The sequence below is a fragment of the Eisenbergiella massiliensis genome (genome assembly GCF_003435485.1).
The window spans coordinates 322,788-343,307 of sequence record NZ_QVLV01000002.1 but is presented as its reverse complement, the minus strand read 5'-3'; the positions used below and the strand labels follow the sequence as shown (position 1 = coordinate 343,307).

Annotated in this window: 26 protein-coding genes; 24 read left to right on the top strand and 2 right to left on the bottom strand. The window is 46.9% G+C overall.

Annotated features, from left to right (window positions below; all coding sequences use genetic code 11):
- Positions 1-9 precede the first annotated feature (9 nt).
- From DXC51_RS04140 to DXC51_RS04120, 5 genes are all read left to right on the top strand, one after another.
- Positions 10-240: a HypC/HybG/HupF family hydrogenase formation chaperone gene (locus DXC51_RS04140; protein ID WP_021635957.1), complete on the top strand. Its 231-nt coding sequence runs from the start codon at positions 10-12 to the stop codon at positions 238-240.
- Positions 224-1,255 carry a hydrogenase formation protein HypD gene (hypD, locus tag DXC51_RS04135; RefSeq protein WP_117543812.1) on the top strand — a complete coding sequence of 344 codons (1,032 nt, stop codon included), beginning with the start codon at positions 224-226 and terminating at the stop codon, positions 1,253-1,255. Before DXC51_RS04140 ends, hypD begins: the two co-directional genes overlap by 17 nt.
- A gap of 43 nt (positions 1,256-1,298) precedes the next feature.
- Positions 1,299-2,285 (top strand): hydrogenase expression/formation protein HypE, encoded by a 987-nt coding sequence (gene hypE / locus DXC51_RS04130; RefSeq protein ID WP_117543810.1) that lies wholly within the window; start codon positions 1,299-1,301, stop codon positions 2,283-2,285.
- A 368-nt stretch (positions 2,286-2,653) separates the two neighbouring features.
- Positions 2,654-3,547, top strand: coding sequence for a S1 RNA-binding domain-containing protein (locus tag DXC51_RS04125; protein ID WP_044915315.1), 894 nt, complete (start codon positions 2,654-2,656; stop codon positions 3,545-3,547).
- Positions 3,548-3,636: 89 nt separating this feature from the next.
- Positions 3,637-3,906 (top strand): acylphosphatase, encoded by a 270-nt coding sequence (locus tag DXC51_RS04120; RefSeq protein WP_025489704.1) that lies wholly within the window; start codon positions 3,637-3,639, stop codon positions 3,904-3,906.
- A gap of 116 nt (positions 3,907-4,022) precedes the next feature.
- Here the strand turns inward: DXC51_RS04120 and DXC51_RS29255 are convergent, their stop codons facing one another.
- Positions 4,023-4,601: a collagen-like protein gene (locus DXC51_RS29255; RefSeq protein WP_021635950.1), complete on the bottom strand. Its 579-nt coding sequence runs from the start codon at positions 4,599-4,601 to the stop codon at positions 4,023-4,025.
- A 414-nt stretch (positions 4,602-5,015) separates the two neighbouring features.
- Between DXC51_RS29255 and DXC51_RS04110 the strand changes: the two genes are divergently transcribed.
- The 18 genes from DXC51_RS04110 to DXC51_RS04025 all read left to right on the top strand — a co-directional run bounded on the left by DXC51_RS04110 (position 5,016) and on the right by DXC51_RS04025 (position 19,025).
- Positions 5,016-5,762, top strand: coding sequence for a YcxB family protein (locus DXC51_RS04110; protein ID WP_117543808.1), 747 nt, complete (start codon positions 5,016-5,018; stop codon positions 5,760-5,762).
- A 153-nt stretch (positions 5,763-5,915) separates the two neighbouring features.
- Complete coding sequence (locus DXC51_RS04105; protein WP_117543806.1) at positions 5,916-6,872, top strand: ComEC/Rec2 family competence protein; 957 nt, start codon at positions 5,916-5,918, stop codon at positions 6,870-6,872.
- A 143-nt stretch (positions 6,873-7,015) separates the two neighbouring features.
- On the top strand, positions 7,016-7,789 hold the full coding sequence (udp, locus tag DXC51_RS04100; protein WP_102289008.1) for a uridine phosphorylase: 774 nt from the start codon (positions 7,016-7,018) through the stop codon (positions 7,787-7,789).
- A gap of 228 nt (positions 7,790-8,017) precedes the next feature.
- Entirely contained in the window at positions 8,018-9,073 is a 1,056-nt protein-coding gene (locus DXC51_RS04095; RefSeq protein ID WP_117543804.1) for a hypothetical protein, read from the top strand.
- 269 nt (positions 9,074-9,342) lie between these two features.
- Complete coding sequence (locus DXC51_RS04090; RefSeq protein WP_117543802.1) at positions 9,343-10,056, top strand: HAD family hydrolase; 714 nt, start codon at positions 9,343-9,345, stop codon at positions 10,054-10,056.
- Positions 10,057-10,082: 26 nt separating this feature from the next.
- Complete coding sequence (locus DXC51_RS04085) at positions 10,083-10,499, top strand: SRPBCC family protein (RefSeq protein ID WP_117543800.1); 417 nt, start codon at positions 10,083-10,085, stop codon at positions 10,497-10,499.
- Positions 10,500-10,620: 121 nt separating this feature from the next.
- Positions 10,621-11,013 carry a nuclear transport factor 2 family protein gene (locus DXC51_RS04080; protein ID WP_330413797.1) on the top strand — a complete coding sequence of 131 codons (393 nt, stop codon included), beginning with the start codon at positions 10,621-10,623 and terminating at the stop codon, positions 11,011-11,013.
- Between the two features lie 62 nt (positions 11,014-11,075).
- Positions 11,076-11,945: a DUF4261 domain-containing protein gene (locus DXC51_RS04075; RefSeq protein ID WP_117543796.1), complete on the top strand. Its 870-nt coding sequence runs from the start codon at positions 11,076-11,078 to the stop codon at positions 11,943-11,945.
- 123 nt (positions 11,946-12,068) lie between these two features.
- Complete coding sequence (locus tag DXC51_RS04070; protein WP_117543794.1) at positions 12,069-12,848, top strand: HAD family hydrolase; 780 nt, start codon at positions 12,069-12,071, stop codon at positions 12,846-12,848.
- Positions 12,848-13,567, top strand: a complete 720-nt coding sequence (locus tag DXC51_RS04065; protein WP_117543792.1) for an SGNH/GDSL hydrolase family protein — start codon at positions 12,848-12,850, stop codon at positions 13,565-13,567. The genes DXC51_RS04070 and DXC51_RS04065 overlap by 1 nt, the downstream gene beginning before the upstream one ends.
- Before the next feature lie 106 nt (positions 13,568-13,673).
- Positions 13,674-14,828 (top strand): DUF4261 domain-containing protein, encoded by a 1,155-nt coding sequence (locus DXC51_RS04060; protein ID WP_117543790.1) that lies wholly within the window; start codon positions 13,674-13,676, stop codon positions 14,826-14,828.
- Positions 14,829-14,848: 20 nt separating this feature from the next.
- Positions 14,849-15,097 (top strand): oxaloacetate decarboxylase, encoded by a 249-nt coding sequence (locus DXC51_RS04055; protein WP_117543788.1) that lies wholly within the window; start codon positions 14,849-14,851, stop codon positions 15,095-15,097.
- Positions 15,098-15,120: 23 nt separating this feature from the next.
- A complete protein-coding gene (locus tag DXC51_RS04050) occupies positions 15,121-15,582 on the top strand; it encodes a GNAT family N-acetyltransferase (RefSeq protein WP_117543786.1) in 462 nt (153 codons plus the stop codon).
- A 19-nt stretch (positions 15,583-15,601) separates the two neighbouring features.
- Positions 15,602-16,516, top strand: a complete 915-nt coding sequence (locus DXC51_RS04045; RefSeq protein WP_117543784.1) for a hypothetical protein — start codon at positions 15,602-15,604, stop codon at positions 16,514-16,516.
- 37 nt (positions 16,517-16,553) lie between these two features.
- A complete protein-coding gene (locus tag DXC51_RS04040; protein ID WP_117543783.1) occupies positions 16,554-16,910 on the top strand; it encodes a VOC family protein in 357 nt (118 codons plus the stop codon).
- Positions 16,911-16,918: 8 nt separating this feature from the next.
- A complete protein-coding gene (locus DXC51_RS04035) occupies positions 16,919-17,710 on the top strand; it encodes a class I SAM-dependent methyltransferase (RefSeq protein WP_117544018.1) in 792 nt (263 codons plus the stop codon).
- 27 nt (positions 17,711-17,737) lie between these two features.
- Positions 17,738-18,193: a GNAT family N-acetyltransferase gene (locus DXC51_RS04030; RefSeq protein ID WP_021635931.1), complete on the top strand. Its 456-nt coding sequence runs from the start codon at positions 17,738-17,740 to the stop codon at positions 18,191-18,193.
- A 25-nt stretch (positions 18,194-18,218) separates the two neighbouring features.
- The gene (locus tag DXC51_RS04025) at positions 18,219-19,025 is read left to right on the top strand and encodes a GNAT family N-acetyltransferase (protein WP_117543781.1); all 807 of its coding nucleotides are present in this window, start codon (positions 18,219-18,221) and stop codon (positions 19,023-19,025) included.
- 44 nt (positions 19,026-19,069) lie between these two features.
- Here the strand turns inward: DXC51_RS04025 and rpsT are convergent, their stop codons facing one another.
- Positions 19,070-19,333 (bottom strand): 30S ribosomal protein S20, encoded by a 264-nt coding sequence (gene rpsT / locus DXC51_RS04020; RefSeq protein WP_025489721.1) that lies wholly within the window; start codon positions 19,331-19,333, stop codon positions 19,070-19,072.
- Positions 19,334-19,575: 242 nt separating this feature from the next.
- Here rpsT and gpr point away from each other — a divergent pair, with 242 nt between their 5' ends.
- Positions 19,576-20,487 carry a GPR endopeptidase gene (gene gpr / locus DXC51_RS04015; RefSeq protein ID WP_021635926.1) on the top strand — a complete coding sequence of 304 codons (912 nt, stop codon included), beginning with the start codon at positions 19,576-19,578 and terminating at the stop codon, positions 20,485-20,487.
- Positions 20,488-20,520: the final 33 nt, after the last annotated feature.

The window sequence follows — 20,520 nt, the reverse complement described above, 5'->3', positions numbered from 1 at the left end:
GGAACAGATATGTGTGTAGCGTTGCCCGGCAGGGTGGTATCAGTGGAAGGAACAACAGCAGCAGTGGATTTTCAGGGGAATACGGTTCGGGCGGAGGCAGGGCTTGTCCGGGTGAAGCCGGGGGATCAGGTACTCGTACATGCGGGCTGTATTTTACAGGTCCTGTCGGAAACGGAGGGCAGGCAGCTGCGGGAGCTTTTTGAGGAATTGGAGGAAATAGCGGGTGAAGGAAATTCTTGAATATCTGCAGGGCTATCAGGGAAGGCCGCTGAAGCTGATGGAGGTCTGCGGTACCCATACGGCTGAAATCAACAGAAACGGTATCCCCGGCCTTCTGCCGCCTTCCATACAGCTGGTATCAGGGCCTGGATGCCCGGTCTGCGTCACCGTAACGGAATATATTGACAGGCTGATCGAGTTGGGAAAGGAACCGCAGAATGTCGTCGTCACCTTCGGGGACATGCTGCGTGTGCCTGGAAGCAGGTGCAGCCTAAGCGAGGCAAAGGCCGGGGGCTGCCGGGTGAAAATGGTTTATTCGCCCATGGATATCTTACGGCTGGCGGAGGAAGACAGGGAGCATATTTATATTTTTGCGGCAGTGGGCTTTGAAACAACAGCCCCTGTTTATGCCATGCTGCTGAAAAAGGCGTTGGAAAAAGGAATCAAAAATATCCGCCTTCTCACCTCGCTGAAGGTGATGCCGCCGGTCATATCCTGGATGTGCGCAGGCAGCGCAGACTGCGGAATAGACGGCTTCCTCGCGCCCGGGCATGTTTGTGTGATCACGGGCAGCAAGGCCTTTGAGGGGCTGGCGGCACAATTTGGAATCCCCTTCGTGGTGGCAGGCTTTGAAGGAGAACAGATCCTTACTGCCATTGCGGCGCTGGTTAAGCTTCAGGGGAAGGGCCGGGTGGCAAATTTTTATCCTTCGGCCGTGACAAGAGAAGGAAACCTTCAGGCCCGCGCGGCGGTGGCCGAATATTTTGAACCTGCGGATGCCGCGTGGAGAGGAATGGGGATTATTCCCGGTTCCGGCATGGTGCTGCGGAAAGAATACGAAGCCTTCGACGCCGGCAGCCGGGAGCTGACCGAGGATCGGGAAAAAAATTCCGCATGCTGCTGCGCGCAGGTGCTCACAGGAAAAATAAAGCCTTCCCAGTGTCCTCTGTTTGGAAAGGTATGTACGCCGCAGACACCCCAGGGAGCCTGTATGGTTTCCACGGAGGGCAGCTGCTTTAACAGCTGTTACAATTAATGCAGTATCACGGGAAAGCCTGTGATACGCCGGAGGTAAGAAAATGAAGATAACAATGGCGCATGGAAGCGGGGGACGGGCAACCTCTCAGTTGATTGCGGATATATTTGCCCGAAATTTCAATAATGAAGTGCTCTCCAGAATGGAAGATTCCGCCGTGGTTCCGGGAAGCGGGAGAATTGCGGTAACGACCGACAGCTTTGTTGTGAACCCCATTTTTTTTCCGGGAGGGGATATCGGCAAGCTTTCCGTATGCGGAACGGTGAACGATCTGCTGATGAGCGGCGCACAGCCCAAATACCTGACCTGCGGATTCATTATTGAAGAGGGAGCGCAGAGCGGGGAGCTAGAACGGATTGCGGCCTCCATGGCCCAAACTGCTTCGGAAGCAGGCGTGACGATTGTGGCCGGGGATACCAAGGTCATAGAAGGAAACGGCGGAGTCTATATCAATACGGCCGGGGTGGGTTTTGTGCCGGAGGGTGTAAACATAAGTGCGTCCCTGTGCCAGGAAGGAGATGCGGTCCTTGTTTCCGGCTATCTGGGAGAGCATCATGCAGCGATTCTCAGCGCGCGGATGGGAATTGAAAACCAGATCCTGAGCGACTGTGCTCCTCTGGGAGAAATGGTACAATCCATGCAGGAGGCGGGCGTCCGTATCAAAGCGATGCGTGACGTGACCCGCGGAGGCCTTGCGACCGTCCTGCATGAATTCGCGGTTTCATCCGACTGCTGCGTGGAGCTTGAAGAAAACCGCCTCCCGGTATCCGCCCCCGTCAAAGGCTTCTGTGGCCTCCTGGGACTGGATCCCCTCTACATGGGAAACGAAGGCAAAATGACCGCAGTAGTAGCCGGCGAAGATGCCCCCCTCGCCCTGGAATGCATGAAAAAAAGCCGCTACGGAGAGAACGCCGCCATTATAGGCCATATTTCCCAAAAAGAAAAAGGAAAAATCCTCCTAACCACCCCCATAGGCGGCACCCGCATCCTATCAGAACTTATAGGAGAGGGGTTGCCGAGGATATGCTAACCCATGAGCCATGCAGAAAAAAACAAGCAGGCAAAGCGTGGGAGTTTACTCACAAAGACCTGCCTGCTTGTTTTTTTCTATAGGGCGAAGCCCTACATTCATAATTTGGCGAAAGAACCCTTTCGTCCCACAAAACCAGCAAACGCCAAATTATGAATGCAATGGCGGGGTAGAGAGAGGCAATCCCGATCCAGAGCCAGCCAAAGAATGAAAGCGTCCTCCCCCCTCCCCGCCTGCCTGTTTTTCTATACGTCCCCCTCAAAAAAAAGAATTCCCCCCATCCCCCTCGACAATCACACAGCTTTTCATTATAATTATAAAAAACCCCAGAAAGGACGGACGAAACAGTGGAAGAAAGAAAAGAAACCATGGAAGACTACGCAAAGGAACTGGAGGCATCCTTCCGTTCCATCAAAGAAGGCGACATCATCACCGGTACCGTAATTGCGGTTAACGAAGAGGGCGCGATTCTGGATCTGCAGTACTATGCCCAGGGCGTAATTAAAGCGGAGGATATGAGCAGCGATCCGAACTTTAACATCCTGGAGGATGTTAAAACCGGAGACACCATTGAAGCCACAGTAGTTAAAACGGACGACGGCGAAGGAAACATCCTCCTTTCCAAGAAGGAAGCCGTCCAGGTGCTTGCCTGGGATATCCTGAAGGGCTACATGGACGAAAAGAAAAGCATCCAGGTAAAAATCAGTGAAATCGTAAAAGCAGGCGCAGTAGCCTTTGTAGAAGGAATACGCGGCTTTATCCCCGCTTCCCAGCTGTCCTTAACCTATGTGGAGGATCTGGAGCCATGGCTTGGAAAACAGCTTGAAGTCAGAGTCATCACCGTAGATCAGGAAAAGAATAAGCTGGTTCTTTCCGCCAAAGCCATTGAAAAGGAAAAAGCGGAAGCCGAAATCAACCATAAGATTTCCATGCTGGCGCCCGGGACTATCCTTGAGGGGACGGTAGAGAGCCTGATGCCTTACGGCGCATTTATCAGCCTTCCCGAAGGCCTGAGCGGCCTTGTGCATATTTCACAGATCTCACAAAGAAGAATCAAAAAGCCTTCCGAGGTGCTTAACACCGGCGATAAGGTAAAGGTAAAAGTGCTGAACACCAATGACGGCAAAATCAGCCTGAGCATGAAAGCGGTGGAAGAGAACACGGAAGCCGATGAAATGGAAGCGCATCAGGCCGAAGAATACAGCTCCAAAGAAGAGGCAACCACTTCCCTGGGAGACCTGTTCAAAAAGCTGAAGCTGTAAGACGATAAAGCGTTTACATGCTGTGCTGCATTCTTTGAGGAGGGAAAATGAGGAGGGGCTTTCATACCATGTTCAGGAAAGGGTTGTCTATGGAAATCAGAAAGCATATGATATTCTCAGGCGAAGTACAGGGCGTGGGCTTCCGCTATACGGCATATATGGCGGCCGGTAAGCTGGGCCTGTCCGGATGGGTTGCAAATCTGGAGGACGGCAGGGTGGAAATGGAGGTCCAGGGCCGGGAACGTGACATAGATCTCCTCACCGAAAAGCTGCGAAACGGCCAATGGATAGAGATTACCGGAATCGAAGAAGAAAAGATTCCCCTGAAAAAAGAAAAGCACTTCCGCATCGCCAACTAAGACGTGGAAAAGCCGGTAACCGGCAAGGGCCGGTGCCAGCAAAAGAGGTTATCATTTCCTGAAGACTGCGGAAATGATAACCTCTTTTTGTCCCTGGAGCAATTTTCAAACAGATGTCAGAAGAACTCCTCCGATACAGCGATGGCAGCGGGATATATGGAAACAGCCCCGGAAATATCAATATTCCTTACAGTATCAGGATAGGTCAGGGAGAAAGAAAGATCAACCGGCTCATACAGAGCTTCATTTGTGAGGAAAAATGCGCTTGCCGCGGCATTTCTGCCATTAGCCGCGTTGCCGGTAAAGGAATAAAGCAGCCTTGGCGTGCCATTTATAAAGGGAAGTATCTGAAAATAATTTCCGGGCTCCGGTGTTGCCAGGAAAACATAGGATACGGCATAAACGTATCCGGGCTGCAGCGTAATGGTATCATCCGTGGGAAGGCTTGTAAGCCCTCCTGCGCCCCATACAGGATACAGAGGAAGAAAGCTTCCGCTGGCAGGAGAGGCTGTGACTCCATACTGGGCATAGGCAGTATTCTGCCAGCCGGCAGGCCCGCGTTCTCCCGCAGGCCCACGCTCTCCGGGAATTCCCTGAATTCCCTGCAGCCCCTGTTCTCCCCTGGTCCCCTGGATACCCTGGGGACCTCTTTCTCCGCGGGGGCCGGGAACACCCTGAGGGCCCCGTTCCCCCATAGGGCCTGCAGGCCCTTGCGGGCCGCGTTCCCCTCTGGCGCCGGGAGGCCCTTGCGGCCCGGTTTCCCCCTGTAATCCGGGCGGCCCCTGCGGGCCGGGTGGTCCCTGCTGACAGCAGCAGTCCTGACTGCAGGTGTTGCGGCAGGGACAATTTCTATAATATTCTGAAGAATTCATTTTTCATTCACATCCGGTTATGGTATTCTATTCTATAATATGCACAGATAATATATCTGTTCGCTGAAGCGAAGAAAATAGAGGTAGACGGACAGGAAGCTTTTTATTATAATTGTACTGTCCAGTGAATACTTAAGCTTGATTTTGAGACGCACTGACAGGCAGTTCAGACACTGTGCGGTGCGGACTATTAAAAACAGAAAAAGCTGCCAAAGGGCGGCGGAATGAGAGGTAAACATGGAAGAACAAAAGAACGCGCCGGAAGGCATGGAAGAAAAAGAGGACATACTCCCTGACGCAGAGCCGGAAGCGGAAAACGAAGCCGGCTGTGCAAACGAAGACGTTGCCGAAGCGGAAGACAACGATATTGAAGAGGCATCTGAAGACGCCGATTCTGAAGCTGAGGAGGAGGAGGACGATGACGGCGTCGGCACGATACCGCCCATTCCGAAGATGGCCAGAGGCTTCCATATCAGCGGCCGGCTGATGTTCCAGAATGAATTTACAATCACAAAGGAAATTTATCTGGAATTTGTGAAAGCATTCATGAGCCAGTACAGAAAGCTGTATTATATAATGGGCGGCCTCAGTATTTTCCTGGGACTTTTCAGTATTCTCGGGGGCGCCTTCAGCTCAGGCTTCATTTTTGTGCTGGTAGGTATCGTATGCCTTGTAATGCCCTTCTTCCTGTATCGTTCCTCCAGGGATAAAAAGTTCGCAAAGCAGGTGGAGAATAACGGGGGAAAACCGCTGGAGAGAAAAATAAGCTTTTATTCGGACGGCCTGGAAATCTTCTCCAACAACGGCGCGCATTCCGTATTCCAATACTCTGACATCACCAAGGTTATCAGCTCCAAAAATATTTATGTTGTTGTCGTCCAGAAGAAACTTTCCCTGCTGGTCCCGAAAAACAGCTTTATTCTGGGCAATGTGGAAGAATGGAAAACCTTCATGTCCACAAAAGGAAAATGGAAGATAAAATAAAGCCGGCGCTTATTGATTCGTACCGCTGCTTTAATAATATAAACTGAGAGGCATACCCTGCTGCGGGTATGCCGCTGTATTATCAGGAAACGATCAGCCATTGACACTGGAAATCCTGCAAGAGCCTGAAAAAATGATGCTTTCGGAGGAAAAATGATTGTAAAAAGAAAGACCGGAACCGGACCGATAAAAAAAATAACCTGCTTTATCTGCATTATTCTTACAGTGATGCTAATTACAGGCTGTGCAAACAGGGGCGGCCCGACGGAAGAGGGCGGCGGATTTCCTTCCTCCTGCGCGTCGGCTGATGCCCGGGAAACCACCGAAGCGTCAGAAAATCAGATGATTCTTTCCTTTATTAATATAGGAAAAGGCGATGCTTTTCTTTTGAAGCTTCCGGAGGATGGCTATTATCTGTGCGATACCGGAAAAGCAGAGGATTACCCCCTGATTTCCAGGCTTCTCAGACAGAAGGGTGTGGATTCGCTGAAAGGGATTTTCCTGTCACATGGGCATAAGGATCATACAGGAAGCCTGGAGGCTGTCCTGGCCGATTTCCCCACCGAATGCATTTATCTGTCGGCAGCGGATTCTGTTACTTATGAATCCATCGATGTACCTGCCCTGGCCGCGAAATACGGTGCCAGGCTGGTTGCCCTTTCCGGCGGGGAGGCACTGCAGCTTGGGGCAGCAAAAGTACAGGTATGGATTCCGGATAAGCTATATAAGAAAAAGGATAATAATAATTCCATGGTTCTGCGGTTCTGTTATGGAAAAACCGCATTTCTCATGACAGGTGATATGGAAAAGAAAGCGGAAGCCAGACTGCTGGAAAGCGGCTGGGAGATATCAGCTGACGTCCTGAAGCTGGGACATCATGGAAAAACGGATTCCACAGGAAAAGAATTCCTGGAAAAGGTAAAACCGCGGTACGGAATTATTACAGGCAGCCGGGAGGAAAGTCCCGAGTCCATGAATGAGGAAATCGCAGGACGCCTGAAGGAATGCGGAGTACAGGCATTTTATTCAGAAGGGGAGCAGCTGGCAACTGATTTTATATCGGACGGAACCTCGGTCTGGACGGAGAAAGTCGAAGCGGCTGAACAGTAATCTTTGGGGCATCATTACAGTAAGCCATAAGGGGAATAGAGAAAGGGATTTTTGGGGAAAAGAAATGGAAGATGTAAAGCCCGGGGCAGGAATGTCGTCCGGCTGATTCATGAGCGCGCTGCGGCGCGCAGACAGGAGCAAAGATGAAATATACGGAAAACGGAATCCAATATCACCTGCAAATAAAAATGGGGGATGTGGGGCGCTATGTAATCCTGCCGGGAGATCCGAAGCGCTGTGAAAAAATAGCCGCTTTTTTTGACTCTCCCAAGCTTGTGGCGGACAGCAGGGAATTTGTCACCTATACCGGGTATCTGGACGGAGAAAGGGTAAGCGTAACTTCAACAGGAATCGGCGGTCCGTCCGCATCCATTGCCATGGAAGAGCTGGTAAAAGCGGGAGCTGATACCTTTGTCAGGGTCGGTACCTGCGGCGGTATGGATATTGATGTGAAAAGCGGCGATCTGGTCATAGCCACGGGAGCGATCCGCAATGAAGGAACCAGCCGGGAATATGCCCCTATTGAATTTCCGGCGGTAGCGGACATCGATGTGGTAAATGCCCTGATTGCGGCGGCAAAAGAGAGCGGCCATGACTGGCACAAAGGGATTGTGCAGTGCAAGGATTCCTTTTACGGACAGCATGAACCGGAAATCATGCCTGTCAGCTATGAACTGGAAAATAAATGGCAGGCGTGGCTGCGCCTTGGCTGCAAGGCCTCCGAGATGGAGTCCGCGGCACTCTTTGTGGTTGCGGATTATCTGAAAGTCCGCTGCGGTTCCGTATTCCTTGTGGTGGCAAATCAGGAAAGAGAGAAGGCGGGCCTGTATAATCCTGTGGAGCACGACACGGAGGCGGCTATCCGCGCCGGTATCGGCGCACTGCGTAAACTGATTGCGGAAGATAAAAATAAGTAATTGGGGGATTCTCTTTCCCTGCAGCGGCGGTCATGTCATTTCTTTGGCGTGGCCGCCTTTCTGATTTCCATAAAGAGCAAAATAATACAAGTCTTTTTGAAACAGGACTGAAAAGAACTATTGGCAGTCAAAAAAAGTTATTTCAGGCCATTTTAAACAGAAAAGACATTTGATGTGTTATGATGCAAATGCGACACTATAGGCCTTAAATCAGGAAGGAAAACATATATGTGCAATAATAAGATAAAAGCTTTGTCTTTTGGCATAATAACAGTTATTTTGTTTTCAATAACAACAGGCTGTTATTCGGAGAACGAAAAAAATATAAGAATTCCTGATAAAGAGATCAATATGATTCAGGTTAATGGATTAAAAATACGTGCATCTGAAAACAGTTTGTGGGGAGATTTCAGTACGTTTGTCGAAGCGCTTGAAGAGGTTGTTCCTTTGGATACTTCGGTAAAGGATACTGTTCGGCGTGAAGTAAATTATTATGTTGTGACATTAAGATACGATGATGAATCCAAACAAAGCTTTTACTTTTTTCAGATGGGTTCTTCTGGAGACAAGTGGTATGTTGAAACAGAGGATAGAACAATTTATCAAAATGCGGATTTTTTTGCACAGTATTTTTATTCAACATCAACTGTTTTCCAAGCTGACGCAATCTCGGACAATGAATTAGATATATCGGATCCGGAGCGATTGAAAAGTATCATCCAGCTTACCTTACAGTTAGAAGATTGGAATATCTCTTATAGTTTAACTGACCTGCGGGCATTATTTGCGTTAGAAATGCTTAACCAGGCAGAAAACGTAAGTCCGAGGCAGGAAGTGGTTCAGGCAGTCAGGAAAAAGCTGTCGGGTCAGATGGAACAATATTATTATGCGGTACAGAATGGGTATTCTGTTACGGAAGAAGAACTTAAGATGTGTATGGATGAGCAGGATAAAATAATTAAATCGGCATCCAATTTTGCGGAGTTTGAAGCTTACTATGAAGAAAGCGGTACGACTTACAATGAATATCGTCAAAGAATGAAGGAATATAGCAGAATGCAGTTTACTATAAAGAAGTTATATAATGCTGCTTATGAAGAATTCCGACATGGAAATGACAGGATTGGAGAGCGGACCTGTGAAGATTTCAATGAATATTGGACTTATTTTCTTTTGGATGTTGTTTATCCGGCGACGGAAACATATAACGAAGAGACTTTGATTCCGCTGCTGGATGAAGCGGAGGCATTTTACAATGAGTGTCTGGGCATTGGGACAGAATAAGTAGTCAGGGGGCTGTCGGTAAATGATGGCCTCAATAAAGGAGGGTGTAACCGATGACGGTCACACCCTCCCTATAAATTTATCTCCACAAAAGAAAAGGGGGCTGTTGGAAAATACCGATTTTGTTTATAAAAACATTTTTCATTTCTGCACGGATATGGTATTCTATAATATGTAAATCATTATGAAATAATGATAATAGCGGGTTCATATAATGAAACAGTTACAATATAAAAGCTGGTAGACTGACGAGGCAAAAAGAGGATAAGATGGCAAAATATGAATACCTGATACTGGATGTGGACGATACTCTTTTGAATTTTGAAAAATGCGAGCTGAATGCTTTTCTCAGGACGATGGAAGCTTGTAAAATCGTACCGGAGGAAAGGCTCCAAAAGCTTTTTATTGAGATATGCGATGAAGTTTGGTTGAAATATGATCTTGATAATACAAACAATGCAGACATACTAAAAAATTATCACAAATATTACCGCAGCTATGCAGTAGAACGATTTGTCCATCTGGAAGAGAAAATCAAAACGGGAATGCCGCCGGAACAACTGAGCGCACTGTATTTTCAGAAGTATAAAGAAGAGTTCTGGCCGGAAGAGGGTGCTATTGCAGTGTGCCGGACACTGTCAAAATACTGCCCTCTGGTACTTGCAACAAACGGTCTGACAGAGATACAGCGATCTCGTATATCTCCGTTTATGAATTATATTACCCATGTATTTATATCAGAAGAAGTGGGCGCAATCAAACCGTCATCAGCTTTTTATTCCTGTATTCTAAATACATTACACGTGAATAATCCGGCCGTCTGCCTGATGGTGGGGAATTCCATAAGTACAGATATAGTTGGTGCAAATGAGGCAGGAATGGATACCTGCTGGTATAATCGCAGCAGGAAAGCTTATAACCATTCCATGAAGCCTGCATATGAAATCAGTTTTTTACCAGATTTAATACAGCTTATCAAATAAAACAGCTTATAAGGAGAAAATCAGACATGGCAGAAGCAAACAGAAAAGAAGAAGTGAACGCGGACATAGCTGCGGTGTGGGATTTGATAACCAGCCTGGAAAATTATTCCTGGCGCAGTGATTTAGACAGGATAGAAATCCTGGAGCCTGGAAGGACGTTCCGGGAATATACACGTGACGGCTTTGCTACGACCTTTACGATTACAGTATGTAAGCCCATGAACCGCTATGAGTTCGATATGGAAAACGAAAATATCCAGGGACACTGGATCGGTATTCTGGAACAGACACAGAGAGGCACGATGCTTGATTTTACGGAAAAGGTGACCGCAAAAAAGGTGTGGATGAAGCCCTTTGCGGGAATGTATCTTGCCACACAGCAGAAAGTATATATGGAGGATTTGAAGAAAGCCCTGAATGCGGCAAATGCCCCTGCAGACTGAAAAAGAACCTGCAGAAAGCATTATTTTTCTTCATGATTCGGAATGGGGAGAAAAATGCAGATTTTACATAAAATCTTAATAAATATCTGTTAAGATGGATAAAAAAGGAGGCATAAAAGCTGTGAGCGATATTCAACAAAAAGAAATTTTCCTTGAAAATTACTGGAAGGCTGTACTGGAGCAGGATGAAAAAACACTGCCTGATTTTTTTAGGGAAGACGCCCTTATCAGATGGCATAATACGGATGAAGAATTTACCGTACATGAATTTATCAGGGCAAACTGCGAATACCCCGGTGAATGGGACGGCTGCATACAGCGCATGGAGTGTGCAGGAGATACGATGATCACAGCGGCCCATGTCCATACAAAGGACGGCACTCTATCCTTTCATGTGGTATCCTTCTTCCGGATGGAAGATAACAGGATTATAAGCGTTGATGAATACTGGGGAGACGACGGCCCCGCCCCCGCATGGAGGCTTGATAAAAAGATCGGCAGGAAAATATCATAAAGAAGAATATATTCAATTTCCCTGAATAGCAGGCGCACCTTCGGTGTGCGGATAGGAGCAAAATGGAAAAAAAGGAAAATGGTTTTACGGATAAATGGTCCTCTGTTTATTTTTTTATCCCGTTGTTTGAAAATCCGGTTATCATGCCGACGGCGGAGGCTGTTTGTGCAAAACTGGCTGAAAAATTCGGAAAGGTAACTGAACTGGCTGAAGAACAGAATATGCCGCAGAAGCCATCCGAACTGAAATCCTTTGTGCTGTGGGAGCACCAGGTCTATTACGAAAAGGAAAAAAGAGAATTTCCATCCCAGCTGATTCTTTATGGGGCGGATACCTTTGATACAGCCCAATTTGATGAAGCAGTTCGGGCACAGTTCTGGAGCTGCCCTGAGAAAGAAGCTTTTATTGCAAGATGCCGTTATTCAATTATGGCAAGCAACATGCTGGCGGCAGGGCTGCCTGTTTTGGAACAGTATGGAATTCTGGCCGATTATGCGGATGCTGTTCTTGAACTGTTCCCGGATTGTATCGGTATCTATTGGCCGCACAGCCAGAACCTGCTGCCGAGAGAGGTTTACGAGCATTCCTCCTGGAATTCCCCGGAGCTTCATTTTCTGGACGGCGGCCTGAATGTACGTTTTTTTAATATTACAGGAACAAATGAGATGTTGTTTGACACACTGGGGCTGACACCCATTGGACTGCCGGATCTGCAGTGCCACTGTAAAAATCTGGAACCAAACCAGGTAGTTGTTTTTATGCGGAACCTGGCGGCATACCTGTTTGAATACGGAGATGTTATTGAAGACGGGAATACGGTGGAGGGCATCCATCATGAAAAATGGGTTTGCAGGAAAGAAGATGCCATTATCAGTCCCATGCGGGTTGTCCTGGATATACATATGGGTGAATTTGCAGGGGGAAACAGATAACCTGCGCTTGTCAGCAGCATTTATAAACAGGAAACGGAATTGGAACATTGAAAATGCTGTAATTATGGATGGTTTGTAAAGTATCGAACCGGAAAAAGCAGGAAATAGTGAGAGGCAGGATCGATGAAGAATATTAAAATGATAGTAACGGATTTGGACGGAACCTATCTTCGCACAGATAAAACCATATCCGAATATTCCAGGAAAATAATTACAGAATGCAGGAACAAAGGCCTTTTGTTCATTATTGCAACTGCCAGGCCAATCCGGGCTGTGAAGGATTTCCTTTCCGAGTCGGATTATGACGGCGCAATTTTTCACAATGGCGCTGTTGTAAAGCTGGGAGATGAACCCTTTTCCGGGTTCGGGATACCTAATCCGGGAAAAATCATTTCCATTCTCCAGGATGCGCATCCCGGACTCCATGTCAGTGTGGAAATGCAGGACCGGCTGTATGTGAATTTTGATCCCGGAAATATCTGGGAGGGTATAGAATATACACTTACGGATTTTACGGATCTGCCCTTTGGGGAAGCGGATAAGCTATTGCTGGAGGCGGCATCGGTGGAGGACATGAAGCGCTACGAGCCGCTTCTTCCACAGGATTTGTATATACAGCTGTCTGAAAATACAGTAGCAATGATAATGAACAAAAAAGCGGAAAAGATGCGGGCAGTGAAGGAAATTGCCGCGCATTATCAGATCGACCCGGAAGAAATTGTGGCTTTCGGTGATGATTATAATGATATGGAAATGCTGCAGGGATGCGGCATCGGTGTGGCCATGGAAAATGCAATCGATGACGTAAAAAGGCTTGCGGATGAGGTCTGTGCAGACAATGATGCGGACGGAGTCGCCGGCTGGCTGGAACAGCATATCCTGAATGCAGCAAAGGAGGCTTAATGCGAATAGAAATCAGACAATTATTGCAGCGGGGAGCGCATATAAATATTATTGGTGACAGCCTGGCGGCTGGTGCCGGCAGTTCTGGAAGCTGGAAAACGGATAAAGTTATTCTTTGTGACGGAGAAGAAAATTTTATGAGAAGGATTGCTCCAAACAGCTGGTGGGGCAGTTTTGAAACCTATTTGAAGGATAAATTTCCTGGGTGTACACTGGAAAATAACGGCTGTGGCGGCGCATCTTCCGGACAATTGCGCAATGGGATTGAACAGCTTTTCTGCGAAGATAGGGACGATATTATATTCCTTTTTTTCGGGGCAAATGACAGGAAAAGAGAAAACGGCATGCAGGAGCTTCGGGATAATCTTTCATGGATGATTCGTTTTTTCAGGGAGAAGGGAAAAGAGATGGTTGTTTTTACACCGACCCCTTCAACTGTAATGAATGAAGCTTATGTAAACCGTCTGTACCATATGGAGGACGTGGCTAACATAATTATTGATGTAGCTGAAAAGGAAGGTGTTCTCCTGGCAGATAATTATAATTATATCATGGAATATCTATTATTTTCCGGAAAGAAAATCGATGAAATTTTATTTGGCTGTGACTGCAGCAATGACGGCTGTCATCCTGCAGATGCTGCACAACTTCTCATATACCGTAATCTCTTAAAAACACTTGGAGTGTCACCCAAAATAGACGGAGCTGTGTGGCGCTAAAAAGATATCTGTGAAAAATCTATTTAATTAAACCGCTAAGATACAGGATATCAATACAGCAGATGAAAATTATAGAAAAGACAGGATATTATGTCGGAGGATATTTATGAATCAACAGCAAAACGCCGCGCTTAAAAGCATGAAAGAATGGCTTGCCCATCCGGACGAGCTGGGAAAAGAACCTGCCAAAATAGAACTGGCGGGTGAGTTCGACCTACATGAGCTGCATTATTATATTTTTAAGTATAAGAAAAGTATTCTGGGTAAATGGCTTCTGGGAGTATGCGGCGGCTATGAACCGGGTGAAACAGAGCACTGTGGTCACGTTTTCAGTGAAATGGAGCCTTATGAAGAAACGACTGCGAAAGAAAAAGCCATAGCAATGGTTGAAATGATACGCAGCTACTGGATGGAACAGGCACAGAAATACGAAGCCGGGAAAATGGCAAAGGATCATGACAGTGCAGAAGATAAGGAAGAAAATGACAGCCAGGCAGGCTCTTTTCTGGGATTTGTGCTGCTTTCAAAGCCGGAATGGAACCTTTCACAACTGAAAACAGATCTGAAAACTGACTGGGATATTGACTGGAATGCGGATGAGAATGAGGCTGAAGACGGAGAAGAAAACGCAGATAATACCTCTTTTGTCATATGCGTCGGTGGTATGATGGCCGCAGTCAGCCTGATTGAAGCTCCGGTGCCGGAGGAAGAAGCAGTTGCGAATGCTGCAAATAATTATATGTGGCCGGGAGCTGTGGCAGCTGCAAAGGCTCATACGGCGCAGATATTGGTGGCTGTATTGGGAAATCAGGCGCCGGTTCTGGAGAGGGGGAAGCTTTTGGTAAAATTTATTGCTGCCTGCTGTAAACAGGAAACCGTTCTGGGTGTATATACCAGCGGTACCGTTTTTCAGCCCCAGTTTTACCTGGATGCGGCGCAGATGCTGACAGACGGCGGCCTTCCGGTACTCAACTGGATTTATTTCGGCCTATATCAGGAGGGAAAGACCTGGAACGCCTATACCTATGGAATGCGGATGTTCGGCAAGGAAGAGATGGAGGTGCTGCAAGCGGACGCAAAGCCGGAAGAACTTCGCAATTTCCTGCTCGACATCGTTTATTATGTACTTGACGGAAATGTAACACTTCATGCGGGTGAAACCCTCGGATTTTCAGAAAACCAGAAGCTGCCCATAACCTGCAGTAAAAGTGAAGTACTGGAAGGAAGTACATTAAAAATTGGTTTTACGGCCAACAAATAAAAGCAGAAAGGGACAAACCAATGAAAAAAGGACTCAAAACAGGATTGATTATACTATCACTTATCAGCGTGGCAGGAATTGCCGCAAGTATCATGTGTTTATGGGGAAATAACACTGCTGTCAGCATTATCGGAGGAGCTGACGGTCCAACCAGTATTTTTATTGCAGGTAAAATAGGAAACAGTACTGTCATATATATCGTAACCGGTTTATGCATAATTGCCACAGCAGCGCTTGGAATGTTTGCCGTTAAGCGCAGACATAAATAGCAGCTGGCCGGAGGTTAAAAAGAATGAGGATCAGGATTGCAGAGGAACAGGATATAACGGAAATAGAAAGCTTATACAGTCAGCTTTTTTCCGCTATGGCCGCACTACAGCCGGATTTTATAAGTCCCGCATTTGCGGACAGAGCTTTTATTAGAAAAAATATAGAAGAAACGGAATCGGATATTCTTATTGCTGAAGAGAATGGCAATACGGAAGGTTTTTTGCTGATTCAGGAAAAAAAGACTCCCCCTTATGATTGCTTTATACCGCATAGATATGCATATATTATGGATATTTGTGTGGATGAATGCAGCAGGGGAAAGGGCGTCGGTACAATGCTGCTCCAGCAGGCCAGAGCATGGGCCAAGGAAAGAAATCTGGAATATATAGAACTGGGGGTTCTTGCAGGCAATGAGGGAGCAAGCAGGTTATATGAGAAAATGGGTTTTTCAGATGTTCAGAAGACAATGAGATGCAGACTGTAATTTCGAAAGGGGTATACAAATGAGCAAAAATTTATTAACAGACAGGTATGTTATACTTTCCTTCAATGGGGAGGAGGCAGCAGGACATGGATCGGAGCAGAATCGAAAAGACCACTTCCTTGTTGCTGCCCGGTTCCTTGAACTGCTTACAGATGGTAAGCTGGAAGAAAAAAATGGGGAATATGCGCTCGGTAAAAACATGGAGGCAGCAGAGAGTTTCGGTAGTATTTTTAAGGATAAGTCAGGATATTACCCGCTGCAGAGCTGGATGGATGCCATTGCCGGGCTGCCGGGAAAAGTCTGTTCCGATATTCGGCAAAAGAAGCTGGAGGCACTGATAGATGCTGGAACGATGGATGTGATACCCTCACTGTTGGAATCGGACTGCGATTATCGTATGAATGGCATCAAAGAAAATGCATACCGGAGCGATTTCAACCGTTACAGAAGTGAAAAGGTTTTACTGAAAAACGCCGTCTTAAAGAATATCCTTACCGATGCGGATGTGTGCCTGATTTGGCTGCTTTGCCGGGATGGTAAATGGGATGAAATATTTTTGCCTGAAGAAAGAAAGGAATTTGAAGAGGTACTGAAGGAAGTTCCCGCTAAAAACGCTTTTATACGCAGCCTTACTGCATGCAGAATCGAAGTGGCGCCGGAGAAGGGGCTGAGCAGATTCCTGAGTGGTTCAGAGGCAGGAAAAAGACAGAATACCATCTTTATAGAAACGGAAACAATGTTTCCCAATGGCGAGGAGTGCATCAGTGCGGTAAAAAGCATTTTAGAGTCCAATGGCCATATCTGTGAGTTGAAATCAACCGGAAGCATCCCTGTGATGGAAATTGATAATATTCTTTATACTCTGACGCCTGACGCAAAGCGGGTTCGGGTAATGAATATCCATGGTGTCAGAGTCAGCCGTTATCATGGCTGATTTTCAGCAGAAGGGGCAGAAATGAGGAGAGACAGCAATGAATTGTACCGTGAAATCGTTATACCTTTGTGTCAGGGATATGGAGAGGGCTATCCGTTTTTATGAAGCTTTTCTGGAGCAGCCGGTTACAGAAAAAGATGAACTTTACAGTGTTTTTGACATCCAGGGCTTCCGACTCGGCCTTTTTGCTTATGGAAAAGCAGAAGAAAAGCACATATTTGGAAGCAACTGTCTGCCAAGCCTGGAGGTGGATTCCCTTGACATCCTGAAAAATAAGCTGTCTGGCCTGAAAATTGTATTTCCATTAAAGCGGATTGGGCAGAACTGGGTTTCGGAATTTGAGGACAGTGAAGGAAACCATATTGAGCTGACTGCGCCGTATCGGAAAGAATGAGGAAAAGGATGATAATTGATAAGGGGATTGATGGAGGAAAGGCTTTCGACTGGGGTAAGACCTCTTCAGATTATGCAAAATACAGGGATATTTATCCGCAGGAGTTTTACCGGCGGATTCTGGATGAGGGACTGTGCAGGGATGGCCAGAAGGTGCTTGATATCGGAACAGGGACAGGAGTTCTGCCGCGCTGCCTGTATTCTTATGGCGCGGAGTTTACCGGAACCGATATTTCAGAAAACCAGATCGAGACAGCTAAGCGGCTGGCTGCGGAAGCGGATATGGACATCCGTTTTATGAGCACTGGTGCGGAGGACATGGATTTTCCTGAAAACAGCTTCGATGTGATTACTGCCTGCCAATGCTATTTTTATTTCAACCATGAGATGCTTGCGCCCATGCTTTCCCGTATACTGAAGCCTTCCGGCCGCTTTGTGATCTTATATATGGCATGGCTGCCTTTTGAGGACCGGATTGCCGGAGAAAGTGAAAGACTGGTTCTTAAATATAATCCCTCCTGGTCCGGTTGCGGAGAAACCAGACATCCCATTGCTGTTCCGAAGGCTTATGGTGAATATTTTGAGCTGGAAAAAAATGAAGTTTTTGATCTTCAGGTACCGTTTACGCGCGAAAGCTGGAATGGACGCATCCGTGCCTGCCGTGGAATCGGAGCGTCGCTTTCCCGGGAAGAGGTGGAGGAATTTGACATAGAACACAGACGGATGCTGGAAGCGGAGGCGCCTGAACATTTTAATGTGCTTCACTATGCAGGAATGGCAATTTTAAGGAACCGGAAATAAAGCATAAATATAAAAGAGGAAAAGCCCATGTATCAATACTATAAAGGACTGTTGATCCGGGAAGGAATAGAGGGTATAGCGCCGGAGCTTCTACGGGGACTGTATGAAAAAATTGGCTGGTGCGGCAAAGAACTTCCTCAGCGGCAGAATGAAAAATTCACGGAGGCCCTTCGCAATTCGGCATGGGGATTTACCGTATGGAATAAAGAAGAACTGGTGGGAATGGTAAGAGTGGTGTCTGACAAGGTAATGGTCGCTTCTGTTCAGGATTTAATGATTTTGCCGGAATACAGGAGAAAAGGCCTGGGAAGCTTTCTCATCTCCCTTTGTCTGCAGAAGCTGCCGTGCGGGAACTGGTCTGCAAGAACCACTCCTGAAAACTATGAATTTTATAGGAAATGCGGTTTTTCCATGCCGGATTCTCAAAATGTAACAATGGTATATGATGGCTACATGCTTGCCGGAAAACGCGGAGACCGGTAAAGTAAAAATAAAATGGAGCAGCACAATGACGAATAAAGATATTATGCGGACTGCGACGGAACAGTCTGCACTTGAAGCGAATTGCAGTCCGGAGGACTTTTTCCGCAGTGAAAACATAGTAACAATTTCCACCGGAAATAAGGGGGCAAGAAGAAAGCTGGCACTGCCTGCCTACTGTAATCTGATTTCTTACGGCAGCAATATTGTCGCTTCCGTAAATCCGGCAGTAAAAGAAACTGTAGAAAAGTATCTGGAACAATTTGAACCGGGGCACTGTTTTGGCACCCCTAATATTTATTTATTGAATGATGCGTTTCGCAGGGATGGTATGTGTATCTGTTTTATGGCGGAATTTTTTCTTCCTGATGTGGAACGGCTAAAGGAACGTGAATGCGGCTTCCGGATGGAAATGCTGAGGCCGGAGGATTTAACGCAATTTTATGTCCCGGAATGGAGCAATGCGCTTACCAGTGGATGCAGGGAACTGGATGTGCTTGCTGTCGGCGCATATGACGGTGCCAGGCTGGTGGGACTTGCCGGATGCTCCGCCGATTGTGATACGATGTGGCAGATAGGAATTGATGTATTGCCTGAATACAGACGGCAGGGAATTGCTTCAGCCCTGACAAGCAGGCTGGCGCTTGAAATTCTTGCCGCAGGCAGGGTCCCGTACTACTGTGTGGCCTGGGCAAATGTGAAATCGGTGAGAAATGCCGTACAGTCCGGCTTTATCCCGGCCTGGGTGGAGCTTAATGCTAAGACCATCAGCTTTTCAAATGCATTGACAGGAAGAAAGGTGCCGGAAAACACAAAAAAAACCTGTCCTACATGACGGTATAGGACAGGGCTTTTTGTATAAACTATTGTATATCTGAATTATGCCATCTGGTTTACAGCTTTGGAAAGACGAGACACCTTTCTGGATGCTGTATTTTTGTGATATACACCTTTGGTAGCTGCTTTATCAATTGTAGATGTAGCAGCAAGAAGAGCTGCCTGAGCAGCTGCCTTATCACCAGCTTCAATAGCAGTGTATACCTTCTTAACAGAAGTCTTTACACCAGATTTGATAGCTTTGTTTCTGTCAGCTTTGGTTTTATTAACCAGAATTCTCTTCTTAGCAGATTTGATGTTAGCCAAGATTTTCACCTCCATTTTCAAGCGAAATTTTCCATTCTTTATGAAAATGTTTCATTAAACCCGGACACGGTCGTTCTAATGGAAACATACGAATATATTCTATCTGACGTGTTGTTATATGTCAATACATAATTTGCTTATTTTTGCAAAAAATAGTCATTACGAATCAGTTCAGACGAGTCTGAACTGTTACTATAGCACGAATAATCAAAATATAAAAAGGGAAAAGCGGGAGAGTACAGATGAGTTGTTTTCAGGTAAGAACGGACCTGGCGCTGGAAGCCAGGGAAAGTATTACGGATGCAGACGGAGAGCTGCGGGGGGTACGGGTGGAGGAGTCCCGGAGTGAGAAGAGCGAGGTGCAGATTACCCGTGTCATCATTGATACTAAAAACGGAGCAAAAGCCATGGGGAAACCGATGGGTACCTATGTCACACTGGAAGCGCCGGCACTGATAGAGCCGGATGAGGATTATCACCGGGAGGTTTCCGAGGAGCTGGCAAAGCAGCTGCGCAGGCTGATCCCGGAGATTGAAAAAGAGCAGTCTATTCTGGTGGTAGGCCTGGGAAACCGGGATGTCACTGCGGATGCCCTGGGGCCGGAGGTGGTGGATAATCTGTTTATCAACAGGCATGTGATTAAGGAATATGGCAAAGCCGCCTACGGCAGGGAAAAAATGCATCAGGTCAGCAGTATTGTCCCGGGCGTTACGGCAATGACCGGTATGGAAACTGCGGAGATTGTAAAAGGCGTGGTTGATCAGACGAAGCCGGATGCCCTGATAGTGGTGGATGCATTGGCGGCAAGAAGCACGAAGCGGCTAAACCGCACTATCCAGGTTTCAGATGCGGGCATCCATCCCGGATCCGGGGTGGGAAATCACCGGAATGCCATTACAAAGGAAAGCCTGGGAGTTCCTGTGATTGCCATCGGCGTGCCTACCGTAGTTGATGCGGCGACCATTGTAGGCGATGCCATAGAAAGCATGCTGCAGGAATACGGGGAAAGCGGACATTTTTTTAACCGCGAGCATCCTAAGGCCATGTCTGAACTGAATAATATGTACGTCACAAGCAAGGATATTGACGAAACGGTAAAACGTCTGAGCTTTACAATTTCCGAGGCGATCAACATTGCACTGGATATTGCCTGATTGTCTGCATAATTGAGAAGCGCAGGTGCATAT